Below are 12,978 nucleotides of genomic sequence, written 5' to 3' on the forward strand. Positions count from 1 at the left end.
ACGTTCCTCGACACGCTGCGGCTCTATCCCGGCTCGGGCAGGGGCACGCTCGGTTCCCCGCGCGTTGTCAGTAGCGGTCCCGAAGTGGGCGACGTCGACTCGGCAACCTGCCGACTGAAGCGCGGCCCGCGTCCCGCACGGACGAACAGAGGACTGCCGACGGGCCAAGTGCCCTAACAAGCAACAAGCAACAAGCATCGGCAGACGTACGGACATGTCGCGAGTCGAACACGTGGGAATGACAAGAGCCTGTGGGGCGGGGGAAAGAGAGGACCGTCTGGACTTTCACTCGGGGCTACGGCAGGGTGGCCGGGCCCACACGCTTTGAGACGCGGACCACACCTTCGGCTCGTCCGGTCCCCGTCTGATTCAGCCCCTCCGCGCGCAGTAGCTTGTCCGGCTTGTGTTCGGTTCGATACCTCTCCGCAGCCCACTCGTCCCTCCTTCTTGCGACATGGGGAGCCCAGTGAAGATGCACGGAAGACTGATCCACCGCTCCGCACCCTTTGCCATCGCCCTCGTCGCAAGCCTCGCGCTGGTGACCACCGGCTGCGGCACCGGAAGCAACACAACGACCCGGGCGGACGGGGTGAAGCTGGTCAAGGCCGGGACGCTGACCACCTGCACCCATCTGCCGTACCCCCCTTTCCAGTTGGAGAAGGACGGCAAGGCCGTCGGCTTCGACGTCGCCATGATCGACCTGGTCGCCAAGGATCTAGGGGTCAAGCAGCAGATCATCGACAAGTCCTTCGAGACGATCAAGACCGGTGCCGATCTCAACGCCGGTATCTGCGATGTGGCCGCGGCCGGCATGACCATCACCGCCGAGCGCAAGCAGAACATCGACTTCTCCTCTCCCTACTTCCAGGCCGACCAGGCGCTGTTGACCCGCAAGGGGGTGAGCGCCAAGACGCTGGCGGACATCAAGAGCAAGAAGATCAAGATGGGGTCTCAATCAGCGACCACGGGTGAGAGCAAGGCTCGTGACGAGGGTCTGGACCCGACGTCGTTCGAGAGCTCCGACGCTGAGCTCAACGGACTGCGCACGGGGCAGGTCGACGTGATCATCCAGGATTACCCGGTCGTCCAGACCTGGCTCAAGGACCCGGCCGACGCGGCCAAGTTCGAACTCGCCGGTTTCGTCCGCACCGGCGAGCAATACGGCTTCGCTGTCAAGAAGAACGGCAACCCGCAACTGCTGAAGGCCATCAACAAGGCCCTTGCGACGGCCAAGTCCGATGGCACGTACAGGAAACTCTACGAGCGGTGGATCGGTCCCATGCCCGAGGGAGCGGACGCACAGTGAGCGTGACCCGGACTCCGGCCGATGACTCCTCCGCCGTTGCCGCGCCGCCGCGTCGGCGGGTGATGACGCCGCGCCGCCGCCGCAAGATCATCCGAAGTACACAGTACGTGGTGCTCACCGTCGCCCTGGCGCTCGTCGTCGTACTGGCCGACTGGCGGCAACTGAAGCACCAGTTCCTGGATCCGTCCGTGGCTGCCCGGATGTTCCCGGACCTGATCACGGTCGCCCTGACCAACACGGTGGTGTACACACTCGCCGGTTTCGGGGTCGGGCTGGTTCTCGGCCTGGTCGTCGCGCTGATGCGGCTCTCCTCCGTGGCGCCCTACCGGTGGATCGCCGCCACGTACATCGAGATCTTCCGCGGGCTGCCCGCTCTGCTCATCTTCATCTTCATCGGGGTCGGCGTTCCGCTCGCCTTCCCGGGTATGGCCATCCCGGGCGGGACCTACGGTCAAGTCGCCATCGCGCTGGGCCTGGTCGCCGGCGCCTACATGGCCGAGACCATCAGGGCCGGTATCCAGGCCGTTCCCCGTGGCCAGATGGAGGCGGCGCGAACCCTGGGCATGTCGTACGGGCAGGCCATGCGCTCGATCGTCATCCCCCAGGCCTTCAGGATCATCGTGCCTCCTCTCACCAACGAGTTGGTCCTGCTGTTCAAGGACTCCTCGCTCGTACTGTTCCTCGGCGTCTCTCTGGAGACCCGTGAACTCACCAAGTTCGGCCGGGACTTGGCCGGTGAGACCGCCAACACGACACCGATCTTCGTCGCCGGGCTGTGCTACCTGCTCATCACGATTCCACTCGGATACGTCGTACGCCGCCTCGAAGCCCGGCACGCAAAGGCCAGGTGAACCATGACCTCCGTCGGCGGCCATGACGCCCCTACGACGCGAAAAGGCAGAGGCACCGAGATGACCGCGGCCATCGATATCCAGGGACTGCACAAATCGTTCGGCGACCTTCATGTGTTGCGCGGGATCGACTTCACTGTCGCACGGGGTGAGGTGGTCTGTGTCATCGGCCCGTCGGGCTCAGGCAAATCCACATTGCTCCGCTGTGCCAACCTCCTGGAACGGCCTACGGCCGGCCGCGTGGTTCTGGCCGGCACGGATGTCACCGACCCGGACGTGGACATCGACCTCGTACGCCGCCGGATCGGCATGGTGTTCCAGCAGTTCAACCTCTTCGCCCATCTGAGCGTGCTGGAGAACCTCACGATCGCCCAGCGACGCGTGCTGGGCCGGGGCAAGGGGGACTCCGCCCGGGTGGCTCGCCAGAACCTCGCCCGGGTCGGCCTCGCCGACAAGGAGGACAGCTACCCCGCGCAACTCTCCGGCGGACAACAGCAGCGCGTGGCCATCGCACGCGCCCTGTCGATGGGGCCGGAGTTGATGCTCTTCGACGAGCCGACCAGCGCCCTCGATCCCGAACTCGTCGGTGACGTACTGGCCGTGATGCGCTCGCTCGCCGACGAGGGCATGACCATGATGGTCGTCACCCATGAGATGGGCTTCGCCCGTGAGGTCGCTGACCGCGTGGTCTTCATGGACGGTGGGGTCGTGGTCGAGGCAGGACCGCCGAACGAGGTTCTCGTCAACCCCGAGCACGCGCGCACCCGTTCCTTCCTGGCGCGGGTCGTCCACCCCACCGACGTCGAGACATAGGCCGCTGCGTCGACGAAGCCCTCTCGCCCTGTCGGGCATGGCGTCACGTCAACCTGTGGGTGGGTGGCTTGGGTTGATCTCGGCCACGAGCAGCCATGTCATGACCATGCCTAGATCTGATCATGACAAGGCTTCTATATTGCGTGGGTCCGTGACGCCCCTCGTGGCAGGAGGCCCTGCGTTGCAAGGATCGGCATTCGCGCGAAGAGCGCGCCGCGCACTCAAGGCGGCCCTACTCGCCGGCGTACTCGTAGTCACGTCGTTCGGGATGGTCGGCCCGTCCACCGCCCAAGACCGTGACCTCGGCGTAGACGAGATATCACACAGTGCGAACATCAAGCACCTGGCGAACGTCCCGAGGCAGGGTCCGCTTGCCGATGCCACCCACAGCGACCTGGCGTTCTACGGCAACTACGCGATTCAGGGCACCTATGCCGGGTTCACGATCTACAATATCCAGAACCCCACGAAGCCGAAGATCGTCTCCCAGACGGCGTGCAACGGCGGTCAGGGTGACCCCACCGTCTCCGAGGACGGCAAGCTGCTGTTCGTGTCGGTCGACAACCCGCAGTCGGATCCGTCCTGTGCGAGCACGAACTCCAACGCGGCCAACCCGGACGCCTGGGAAGGCATCCGCATCTTCGACATCAGCGACAAGGGGAACCCCGAGTACCTGAAGTCGGTGCGGACCGACTGCGGTTCCCACACGCACACGTACGTTCCCGCTGACGGCGGAGAGACGGCCTACCTCTACATCTCCTCGTACGGCCCGTCCCCGGCGTTCCCGCACTGCCAGCCGCCCCACGACTCGATCTCGATCGTGAAGGTTCCCCTGGACGACCCGGACTCCGCGTCCGTGGTCGCCACGCCCGTGCTCTTCCCTGACGGCGGCGCGGGTGCCACCGCGGGTTGCCACGACATCACCGTCTTCCCCGAGAAGGCTCTGGCCGCCGGTGCCTGCATGGGCGAGGGTGCTCTGATCGACATCTCGGATCCCACCGATCCGTACGTGATCACCAGCGCCACCGACGCGAACTTCGCCTTCTGGCACTCGGCGACGTTCACCAACGACGGGAACCGCGTGGTCTTCACCGATGAACTCGGGGGCGGCAGCGCGCCGACCTGCAACGAGCAGATCGGGCCGAACCGCGGCGCCGACGCCATCTACGACATCAAGGGCGAGGGCGACAACCGCCGGTTGGTGTTCCGCAGCTACTTCAAGATTCCGCGCATGCAGGAGCAGACGGAGAACTGCGTCGCCCACAACGGCTCGCTGATCCCGGCCAAGCACCGCGACATGATGGTGCAGTCCTGGTACCAGGGCGGCGTATCGGTCATCGACTTCACCGACCCCGATCACGCGAAGGAGATCGGCTACTTCGAGCGCGGCCCGCTGTCCAAAGAGACCTTGCAGCTCGGCGGCTCCTGGTCGGCGTACTGGTACAACGGCCGCATCTACTCCAGTGACATCACCAAGGGCCTGGACGTGCTCCAGCTCACCGGAGCGCCGAACAGTGCCAACCGGGTCCGGCTGGACTTCATGAACGCGCAGACCCAGTACAGCTACAAGCCCTGATTCCGCCCATGGCCCCGGCGGGCGGCACGCGTCCGCCGGGGCCGTCCGCCGGGGCCGCACCCACACGTGCAGCAACCCACAAGTTCAGCCCGCCGCGTGGCGAGGCAGAAGGGAACAGGCGCACAGTGAGGTACCGCAGAGTCGCAAGTGTGCTGCTGACAGCCGCCTGCCTGCTCGTCGTCGCAACCGTGTCCGCCGACGCGGCGGTTGGGCAGATGCCTCGGGCCGCAGCGGCTGATCCCGCCTCGACGCCGATGAGTCCACAGGTCGAGTCGAACAACGCCGACGCGGACTTCGTCGCCATGATGATCCCGCATCACCAACAGGCGCTCATCCTGAGCCGGATGGCCCCGTCGAGGTCCAGCGACAGCGATCTGCTTGCGCTCGCCGACCGGATCGACGTCGAGCAGGGCCTCGAGATCTACATGATGCAGTCGTGGCAGGAGTGGAACGGCCTCGAGAAGACGGATCCCCAGCAGGCCTACGAGGAGATGCTTCAGGATCCGATGATGGTCGAGAAGATGGGGATGGCCACCCCCGAGGAACTGGACCAGTTGAGCGCGGCGACCGGCAACGCCTTCGACGTGCAGTACCTGCGGCTGATGATCAAGCACCACAACGGTGCGATCGGCATGCTGACGGAGGTGCTCACCAACGGCACCGACGAGACCATACAGACGTGGGCGACCGACATGCTGGCCACCCAGTACGCCCAGGTCCAGATGATGCAGCGGATGCTGGACGACAAGACGTAGCCCGCCGACGGAAGGGAGCTGGTGACACCGTCCGTACCTGTTCGAAGTCTCAGTCCGAGGAAGCCGGGTCGGTGACGCGGAGCACGAGCTTGGTTCCGCCGGTGAGGCCCCTCGTGGACCGGTCGAAGGCGCCGAGGCCGTCGTCAAGGGGCAGTACCTCCGTGGGCAGGTCGAGTACGCCGTCGCGGAGCCGGCCGGCGAGGACCGCGAGGGTCTCTGCGTCCGGACGGACGTAGAGATCGACCGAAGTGAGTTCGGCACTCGTGGTCGGGGCGCCCGCGGTGATGGAGCACAGCCGTCCACCCGGGCGGACAAGTGCCCCTGCGGTGGCGGCCGTTCCGGGGGCTGCGGCGAGCGCCGCGTCGAAGACGCGCCCGACTTCGCGCGGCCAGTCGGGGCGGTGGTAGTCGATGACGTCTCTCGCGCCCAGGCGGCGCAGCCGGTCAAAGGAGTGGGGGGACGCCGTCGCCGTCACATGGACTCCAGCCGCGACCGCGAGTTGGAGAACGAGGGCCCCGGTCACTCCTGCTCCGTTGGTCACCAGCAGGTGCATGCCGCTGGACAGGTCCAGCCAGTCCAAGGCCTGACAGGCGGTCAGGCCGTTGACGGGGAGAGCCGCCGCCCGCGCCACGTCCAGGCCTTCGGGCAGAGGTGCCGCGTCCGTGGCTCGCAGCAGCACCTGCTCGGCCCAGAAGCCGCTGTGACCGGGCAGCGGAGCACCGTGGGCCAGCACCAGGTCACCCACGGAGAAGGCTGTGACATCCGGCCCCAGGGCGACGACACGACCTGCGCCCTCCACCCCGAGGGCCGCCGGATAGCGCAGGCCCACGTCCCATTCGCCGGAGGCAAGCAGCTGGTCCCAGGGGCCGACCCCGGCGGCCAGGACGTCGAGCAAGATCTCGCCCGGCCCGGGTGATTGGGGCCTGGGCAGCCGTAGCAACTGGACCGGACCGGACATTTCAGCGACCCCGCAGGCCCGCATCCGTGCATCAGTTGGCTCCGACTGCGGCATGACGCCTCCGGGGAAGGTGGACTTCACCCGAGTGTGCACTGCCATGCCCGCGCAGCGTCGGTCGCCACGCGCGTCAGCCGACAACTCCAGCGTGCAGTGACGCCGGCGGCCCGGCGTCTGGTGGGCCACGGCCAGGGCCACCTTGGCGTCGTCGCTTCAGGATGAGGTTCCCCTGTCATGCGGGATGTGCTTGTGCAGGACGCCTGCTGACGCGGCCATGGCCTTCGGGCCCGCGTCAGGCCGCCTGCGGCGAGGCGGTCGCTCATGTCGCTCGTCAAGTCCGCGCCCGATCCGGGAGGTTGGGGCAGCAGTGCCCTCACGGAGCGGCCTGCCACGTCTGCCTGTTCGTGTCGGAGACCACGTGCGAACGCGGCAACCGGTTCCTGGACCGCCGCTTCCTTGTCCCGCTGGCCGGTGACCTGGACCCGGTGCTGACACCGGTCGGCCTGCTGCCGTGAGTCGACCGGCCTTCGAGGCGGCTGCCGGGGCGGCCGTCGCGGCCCTCGGCCTCTCCCGCAGCAAGGACCTCGCCGGGCTGCTCGCCCAGGGACGCTCCAGGGAACGGATCCTGACCGAACTGGCGACACCGGGGGTCGGCGAGAGCGTTGCCCGGTTGTGCGACGCGATGGCGGCGGAGTCGGTGCCGCCCGCCGAGGCGGCTGCCTATGTGCGCGGCTACACCGCCGCCCGGCAGCGGGACCGGCACGCGGTCCGGGTACGCACGGTGTGGAGCGGGCCTTCGACACCGGCCGTGCGGACACATGTCGTGGTCGAGACCCTGGCCGGTGCCGGGGGACTCCTCTCCGGGAAGGAACCCGCCGACGCGTTCGCCTCCGTACCCGGACTCCAACTCTGGTCCTGGGCCCGGGACTCGGCCCGGACGGGGCGCTCGCGTCAGCATGCCAAACTGGCCGTCGCCGACCGTCGCACGCTCTTCCTCGGCAGCGCCAACCTGACCGAGTCCGCCGCCCGTCGCAATATCGAGGCGGGCTTGCTGGTGACCGGAGGGGAAGCACCGCTGCGCGCGGCGGAGCACATCGTGGAGCTGCAACGCCTCGGCATCCTCAGGCGGTTCCGACCCTGAAGGACGGTGCCGGGGCCTTGCCCTCGCAGCCGTGTCGGTCCAGCCCGGGGCGTCTGACCGGATCGTTCCGCATCCGGCCCCGATCGTGTCTGCCGTTCCCGGATCCTCCCAGGTCAGACTGGGGGACATGAAGAGAGCGTTGATCGTGATCGATGTCCAGGAGTCCTTTCGTGCTCGACCGCTGTGGGAGCAGATCAGCAACCCGCAGATCGCTGACCCGGTGAACCGGCTGGTCCGGATCGCGCGGGAAAACGGTGACCTTGTGGTCTGGGTGCTGCACAACGAGCCCGGCAGCAACGACGTGTTCGATCCGGCGCTGGGGCATGTCCGGCTTCTGAAGGAGTTGGAGGAGCCGCTGCCGGGGGAGTCGGTGCTGTACAAGACCTCGCACAACGCGTTCACCACCACCAACCTCCAGCAGCGGTTGACCGAGGCGGGGGTGAGTGAGCTGTGGGTGTGCGGGATCCGTACCGAGCAGTGCGTGGAGACCACGGCCCGGCTCGGCAGCGACCTCGGCTACGACGTCGTGTTCGTGGCCGACGCGACCGCTACCAATCCGATCGGGGAGCTGAGCGCCGAGGCGATCATCGAGCGCACGCAGGCTGTCCTGCGTGACCGCTTCGCCCGGATCGCCACCGTGGCGGAGCTGGCACCATCGGCGGTATGACCCGCGTCGTCTTCGTTCTGCTGCCCGAAGTCCACCTGCTCGACCTGGCCGGACCCGCTCAGGTCTTCGCCGGGGCGGCCGACTTCGGGCAGCCGTACACGCTCGACTACGTGGCCGAGCGGCCGCAGGTTGTGAGCGCCGAGGGTCTTCCCCTCGTGGCCCGGACGGACTGGCCCGTCCTGGGGCGCGACGATCTGATCATGGTGCCGGGGTGGCGGGGCTCCGTCCTGCGGGGCGGACCCGTGCTGCACGCGTCCGCCGTCGAGCGTCTGCGCGCGCACCACGCCGCGGGCGGCACCGTCGCCAGCGTCTGCGCCGGAGCCGACGGGCTGGGCCAGGCCGGTCTGCTCGACGGCCGCCGCTGCACCACACACCACCAGCTCCAGGACGAACTCGCCGTCCGCTACCCCCGGGCCGCGGTCGTACGGGACGTGCTGTTCACCACCGACGACCGGGTCGTGACCTCGGCCGGCATCGCCAGCGGCATCGATCTCGCCCTGCATCTGCTGGCCGCGCGGCACGGCCCGGCCCTCGCCGCCCGAGTGGCGCGCGAGATGGTCGTCTACGCCCGCCGCAACGGCGACGAACCTCAGGCCAGTGCCATGCTCCGGCACCGTAGCCATCTGGACGACACCGTGCACCGGGTGCAGAGCCTGATCGACACCCACTACGCCGAGCCCCTTCCGCTGTCCCGTCTCGCCGCCCACGCGGGTGTCAGCGCCCGTACGCTGACCCGCCTGTTCGCCAAGGCCACGGACGGCCTCACCCCGCTGCGCTACCAGCAGGCCCTGCGACTGGAACGCGCCGAACACCTCATCAGCCATGGCGCGACCGTCGAGTCGGCTGCCCGCGAGGTCGGCTTCGAGGACGCCCGGATGCTCCGCCGCCTCAGGCGCTGACACCGTGTCCGCCCCGGCCGACGGCCCGTTGATCGTTTTGGGGTCGGCGTCGGCTGTTCAGTACGCACCATCCAGGAGTCCGGAACCTTCTGGGAACTCTTCCAGGAACGCGCGTCGAGCCGGGTCGGACTCCGCTTCTGCCATCGCCCCGACCAGACGGGTCAACTCCTGCCGCTGATCACTCGACAGCCTGCTGACCAAGCGGGCGACTCCCTCCAGGACCTTGACGGCCTCGTCCGGATCCATCTGCTCGTCCTCACTGCCGTCGACGAACCACAGGACATCGACCAATGCCTCGGCCAAGGCATGAGTCAGGGACGGGAACGAGGACGTCATGGCGGGCTCCCGGCAGATCAACGGCAGATCAATGAAGTTCGATGGAGGATCGATGGAAGAGTCCGGTCATCCCATCACACAGCACCGACATCACTCTCCACGAGCGGCTTCGGACGGCAGCGACGGCAGGTATCGCGGTGTGCGCCAGGCGTTCAGGCGTTGTTCCACTGCCGTCCCCAGTGACAGCAGTTCGGCGTCTCGGTGGTTGCCTGTCATCAGGAGCAGGCCGACCGGCAACTCGTCTACGGATCCGGCGGGTACGGACAGTGAGGGGTAGCCGGCGACGGCGGCCGGGGTGGAGGACGGGATCACGTCGTTGTCGCCGCGCGCGCAGTCCGTCGTCCAGGCGGGCGGGTTCGTCGGGGAGGCGATGGCGTCCAGGTCGTGGGCGGCCATGGTCTCGTCGATGGACCGCCGGGACAGGTCCTTCAACTCGGCGCGCATGGCCCGGTAGCGCGGGTCCGTGGTCGACGGCGCGGCCAGGGCCTGCTCGAGCAGTTCCTGGCCCGCGAAGCAGGACCGTTCGGCCGGGTGCGTGCGGTTGAACTCGATCAGCTCGGCGAGGTCGCGAGGCCCCTTGCGGGTGGACAGATAGGCGTCGATGTCGCGGTGGAACTCGCTCAGCAGGGCCGGGAACTCGAGTTCCGCGAGCCTGTCCTGGTACGGCGGTGTCACCTCGACGACCTTGGCCCCGGCGGCACGCAGTCGTGCCGCGGTCCGCGTCATCAGGGCGTCCACCTCGGCGCCGAGCGAGGGCAGCCGCCACAGGCCGATCCGCTTGCCGCGCAGACCGTCCGGCCGCGTGACCGCCTCCGTGAGGGCACCGTCGGCGCCTGCGGCGTTGTGACCGCTGAGCACCGAGAGGGTGATCGCGGTGTCGATGACGTTGCGTGCCATGGGGCCGGCCGTGTCCTGCTCGGCGGAGATCGGGACGACGCCGGACTGGCTGACCAGTCCGAGGCTGGGCTTGTGGCCGACGACTCCGTTCATCCCGGCCGGGCACACGACGGAGCCGTCCGTCTCGGTGCCGATCGCCACCTGCGTCAACGACGCGGCCAGCGCGGCGGCCGAACCGGAGGACGATCCGCACGGGTTCCGGTCCAGGACGTACGGGTTGTGTGTCTGGCCTCCCACCGCCGACCAGCCCGAAGTCGGCTTAGCCGCGCGGAAGTTGGCCCATTCGGACATGTTGGCCTTGCCGAGGATCACCGCGCCTGCCGCGCGCAGCCTTGCGACCAGTTCGGCGTCTGTGTCCGGCGGGCTTCCGGCGAGCGCCAGCGACCCGGCCGTGGTCGGCATGTCACGGGTGTTCACGTTGTCCTTCAGCAGGACGGGGATGCCGTCGAGCGGGCCGCGGACCTTGCCGAGGCGATGCCTCGTATCGCTGGCGGCCGCCTGGCGCAGGGCCGTCGGGCTGGTGCGCAGCACCGCGTTGATCTGCGGGTTGATCGCCTTGATCCGCCGCAGGTACGCCCGGGTCAGCTCCGATGAGGTCAGGGACCCGCGCTTCATGCGCGCCTGTAACTCGGGGATCGTCACCGTCTCCAGGTCCACTCCGCGCAGGAGCGTCGACTCGGCGGGGGACGAGGCACCGCCGGTACCGGAGTCGGCGGCCACCGCACGCTGCCCCGGCACACCCGCCGCCAGAAGGGGCGCCACGGCCAGGGCCACGGTCAGTGCCACACAGCTTCTCTTCTTCACGGGGTTCTTCGCAGGGCTCTTCGCAGGGTTCCTCATGAGGCCAGCCCACTCCAGGAGGACCGCCGGACGCAAGGGGCTTCTGCGTCTCCCCCTGTCGCCGGGCGTGTTACCGCACCATGGTGAAGTGGTCCCCACGCACGGTGATTTCGGCGTGCAGCAGGCTTCAGCCGAGTACCGCCGCACGCCTGTCCCTGGTAGATCGACAGGACCTTGCCGACGTGTGCGGTGCTCATCGTGGTCGGGATGGACATACCGGCATCCTTCCCTCCTCACCCGCGCTCCCGCGGCACCTCAGCGTGCCACGTTCTCCGTAGCCGTCAGCAACGACAGTTCCTCGCGGGTCGGCAAGCCCTCCCAGTCGCCGGGGACCGTGCAGGCGAACGCGCCGGTCGCGACCGCCGTGCGCAGGCGGTCCTCCAGTGGCTTCGCGGCGAGGAGTTCGGCCAGGTAGCCCGCGACGAACGCGTCGCCCGCGCCGACCGTGTCCACGGCATCCACCCGGACCGCGGGTACGGCGAGGCGTTCCCCGTCGGCCACGGCCGCGCAGCCCGCGGAACCCAGCTTGACCACGGCCTGCGACGGACCGAGGGCGCACAGCGCGGCGGCCGTCTCCAGCGGGTCGTCGTGCGCGTCGACGAAGAGCTCCGCCTCCTCGGTGCCCGCGAAGACCACGTCGGCGGCCCGGACCAGGTCGGCGAGGCCGTTCGCCGCCTCCGCCGGACTCCACAGCCTGGTACGGAGGTTGACGTCGAAGGAGACCGTCATCCCGCGTTCCCGCGCCGCCCGCACGGCGCTGCGCACCGCGTCCGCGGCGGTCGCGGAGAGCGCCGGGGTGATGCCGGTGACGTGCAGCAGGGCGGCACCGTCGAGCGCGTCGGCGGTCACGTCGGCGGGGGAGAGGCGGGAGCCCGCGCTGCCCGCGCGGTAGTACCAGACGCCCGCGGTGCGCGCGGTGCGCCGCTCCTTGACCATCAGGCCGGTCGGCGCCGAACTGTCCACCGTGGCACGCACGTCGAGGTTCTCGGCCCGCAACTCGCGTACGACCGTACGCCCGAAGGGGTCGTCGCCGACCCGCCCGATCCAGGTGGCCGCCACCCCGAGCCGCCGCAGCCCGATCGCCACGTTGCTCTCCGCGCCGCCCACCGACAGCGACATGCCCGGCACATGGGCCAGGGAGCCCACCCGGTCCGGGGTGAGCAGCGCCATCGTCTCGCCGAGCGTGACGACCCGCGCCGCCGCTTCCGTCCGCTCAGCCACCGGAGACCTCCCGCGCCGCCTCGGACACGTTCCGCACCACCTCGCGGGCGCGCTCGCGCAGTTCGCCGAGGTCGCCGCCCTTGAGCGCGTCGCCCAGCAGCGGGCCGCCCATGGAGACGGCGGGGCAGCCGACGCGGATCCAGTCGCCGCACGTGGCGCGGTCCACACCGCCGGACGGGATCACCGGCAGCGCCGGGAACGGCCCGTGCAGATCCCTCACATAGCCCGGACCGACCGCGGAGGCCGGGAACAGCTTCACCGCGCTCGCTCCCGCCTCCCGACCGGTGTGCAGCTCGGTCGGCGTGAGCCCGCCCGGAACGATCGGTACGCCGCGCGCCACGGCCGCGCGTATCAACTCGGGGTCGGTGTGCGGGGTGACGACATACCGCGCGCCCGCCTCGACCACGGCGTCGAGGTCGGGAACGGACAGCACGGTGCCCGCGCCGACCTCGGCGTCCTCACCGAGGGCCGCGGAGAGTTCGGCGATCGCGGCCACACCTCCGGCGGTGGTGAGCGTGACCTCCATGCTGCGGACGCCCTCTTCGGCGAGTACCTCCGCGGCCGGACGCAGATACCGGGCGTCCGCCGCGCGCAGGACGGCGATCACCCGGGTCTCCAGGAGGGTCGAACTCAGCGGCCGGGGCTCGGTCTTGGGCTCGGTCCGGGACCCGTCGGCTGTGGCGGCCGTACACATGGGCGGCTCCTTCGTGAGGGGAGTGGG

The 12,978-nt window shown here is 69.0% G+C and carries 13 protein-coding genes; 8 read left to right on the plus strand and 5 right to left on the minus strand.

Features of this window, described 5'->3' with window-relative positions:
• Window positions 1-472: 472 nt before the first annotated feature.
• The 5 genes from ACZ60T_RS12100 to ACZ60T_RS12120 all read left to right on the plus strand — a co-directional run bounded on the left by ACZ60T_RS12100 (window position 473) and on the right by ACZ60T_RS12120 (window position 5,301).
• Window positions 473-1,306: an ABC transporter substrate-binding protein gene (locus tag ACZ60T_RS12100; protein ID WP_469665783.1), complete on the plus strand. Its 834-nt coding sequence runs from the start codon at window positions 473-475 to the stop codon at window positions 1,304-1,306.
• A gap of 62 nt (window positions 1,307-1,368) precedes the next feature.
• Window positions 1,369-2,157: an amino acid ABC transporter permease gene (locus tag ACZ60T_RS12105; protein WP_469666075.1), complete on the plus strand. Its 789-nt coding sequence runs from the start codon at window positions 1,369-1,371 to the stop codon at window positions 2,155-2,157.
• Between the two features lie 60 nt (window positions 2,158-2,217).
• On the plus strand, window positions 2,218-2,970 hold the full coding sequence (locus tag ACZ60T_RS12110) for an amino acid ABC transporter ATP-binding protein (RefSeq protein WP_365626257.1): 753 nt from the start codon (window positions 2,218-2,220) through the stop codon (window positions 2,968-2,970).
• A 268-nt stretch (window positions 2,971-3,238) separates the two neighbouring features.
• A complete protein-coding gene (locus tag ACZ60T_RS12115) occupies window positions 3,239-4,546 on the plus strand; it encodes an LVIVD repeat-containing protein (protein ID WP_469665784.1) in 1,308 nt (435 codons plus the stop codon).
• 149 nt (window positions 4,547-4,695) lie between these two features.
• Window positions 4,696-5,301: a DUF305 domain-containing protein gene (locus tag ACZ60T_RS12120; RefSeq protein ID WP_469665785.1), complete on the plus strand. Its 606-nt coding sequence runs from the start codon at window positions 4,696-4,698 to the stop codon at window positions 5,299-5,301.
• 49 nt (window positions 5,302-5,350) lie between these two features.
• Here the strand turns inward: ACZ60T_RS12120 and ACZ60T_RS12125 are convergent, their stop codons facing one another.
• Window positions 5,351-6,358: an NADP-dependent oxidoreductase gene (locus ACZ60T_RS12125; RefSeq protein ID WP_469665786.1), complete on the minus strand. Its 1,008-nt coding sequence runs from the start codon at window positions 6,356-6,358 to the stop codon at window positions 5,351-5,353.
• A 409-nt stretch (window positions 6,359-6,767) separates the two neighbouring features.
• Between ACZ60T_RS12125 and ACZ60T_RS12130 the strand changes: the two genes are divergently transcribed.
• The 3 genes from ACZ60T_RS12130 (at window position 6,768) to ACZ60T_RS12140 (ending at window position 8,963) form a co-directional block, all read left to right on the plus strand.
• Window positions 6,768-7,397 (plus strand): phospholipase D-like domain-containing protein, encoded by a 630-nt coding sequence (locus tag ACZ60T_RS12130; protein WP_469665787.1) that lies wholly within the window; start codon window positions 6,768-6,770, stop codon window positions 7,395-7,397.
• Between the two features lie 127 nt (window positions 7,398-7,524).
• A complete protein-coding gene (locus ACZ60T_RS12135; RefSeq protein ID WP_469665788.1) occupies window positions 7,525-8,064 on the plus strand; it encodes a cysteine hydrolase family protein in 540 nt (179 codons plus the stop codon).
• Window positions 8,061-8,963: a GlxA family transcriptional regulator gene (locus tag ACZ60T_RS12140; protein WP_469665789.1), complete on the plus strand. Its 903-nt coding sequence runs from the start codon at window positions 8,061-8,063 to the stop codon at window positions 8,961-8,963. Before ACZ60T_RS12135 ends, ACZ60T_RS12140 begins: the two co-directional genes overlap by 4 nt.
• A gap of 57 nt (window positions 8,964-9,020) precedes the next feature.
• Here ACZ60T_RS12140 and ACZ60T_RS12145 read toward each other — a convergent pair whose 3' ends face one another.
• From ACZ60T_RS12145 to ACZ60T_RS12160, 4 genes are all read right to left on the minus strand, one after another.
• Complete coding sequence (locus ACZ60T_RS12145; protein ID WP_469665790.1) at window positions 9,021-9,299, minus strand: hypothetical protein; 279 nt, start codon at window positions 9,297-9,299, stop codon at window positions 9,021-9,023.
• A gap of 90 nt (window positions 9,300-9,389) precedes the next feature.
• A complete protein-coding gene (locus ACZ60T_RS12150) occupies window positions 9,390-11,036 on the minus strand; it encodes an amidase (RefSeq protein ID WP_469665791.1) in 1,647 nt (548 codons plus the stop codon).
• Window positions 11,037-11,291: 255 nt separating this feature from the next.
• Window positions 11,292-12,257, minus strand: a complete 966-nt coding sequence (locus tag ACZ60T_RS12155; RefSeq protein WP_469665792.1) for a sugar kinase — start codon at window positions 12,255-12,257, stop codon at window positions 11,292-11,294.
• On the minus strand, window positions 12,250-12,951 hold the full coding sequence (locus ACZ60T_RS12160; RefSeq protein ID WP_469665793.1) for a bifunctional 4-hydroxy-2-oxoglutarate aldolase/2-dehydro-3-deoxy-phosphogluconate aldolase: 702 nt from the start codon (window positions 12,949-12,951) through the stop codon (window positions 12,250-12,252). Before ACZ60T_RS12160 ends, ACZ60T_RS12155 begins: the two co-directional genes overlap by 8 nt.
• Between the last annotated feature and the right edge of the window lie 27 nt (window positions 12,952-12,978).

Source organism: Streptomyces sp. NPDC104371 (genome assembly GCF_055583785.1).

Bases quoted from the DNA above. Each gene is read 5' to 3' on its own strand.
- ACZ60T_RS12140 (WP_469665789.1), top strand. From the start codon at position 8,061: ATGACCCGCGTCGTCTTCGTTCTGCTGCCCGAAGTCCACCTGCTCGAC.
- ACZ60T_RS12110 (WP_365626257.1), top strand. From the start codon at position 2,218: ATGACCGCGGCCATCGATATCCAGGGACTGCACAAATCGTTCGGCGAC.
- ACZ60T_RS12115 (WP_469665784.1), top strand. From the start codon at position 3,239: ATGGTCGGCCCGTCCACCGCCCAAGACCGTGACCTCGGCGTAGACGAG.
- ACZ60T_RS12105 (WP_469666075.1), top strand. From the start codon at position 1,369: ATGACGCCGCGCCGCCGCCGCAAGATCATCCGAAGTACACAGTACGTG.
- ACZ60T_RS12145 (WP_469665790.1), bottom strand. From the start codon at position 9,299: ATGACGTCCTCGTTCCCGTCCCTGACTCATGCCTTGGCCGAGGCATTG.
- ACZ60T_RS12125 (WP_469665786.1), bottom strand. From the start codon at position 6,358: ATGGCAGTGCACACTCGGGTGAAGTCCACCTTCCCCGGAGGCGTCATG.
- ACZ60T_RS12135 (WP_469665788.1), top strand. From the start codon at position 7,525: ATGAAGAGAGCGTTGATCGTGATCGATGTCCAGGAGTCCTTTCGTGCT.
- ACZ60T_RS12100 (WP_469665783.1), top strand. From the start codon at position 473: ATGCACGGAAGACTGATCCACCGCTCCGCACCCTTTGCCATCGCCCTC.
- ACZ60T_RS12150 (WP_469665791.1), bottom strand. From the start codon at position 11,036: ATGAGGAACCCTGCGAAGAGCCCTGCGAAGAACCCCGTGAAGAAGAGA.
- ACZ60T_RS12160 (WP_469665793.1), bottom strand. From the start codon at position 12,951: ATGTGTACGGCCGCCACAGCCGACGGGTCCCGGACCGAGCCCAAGACC.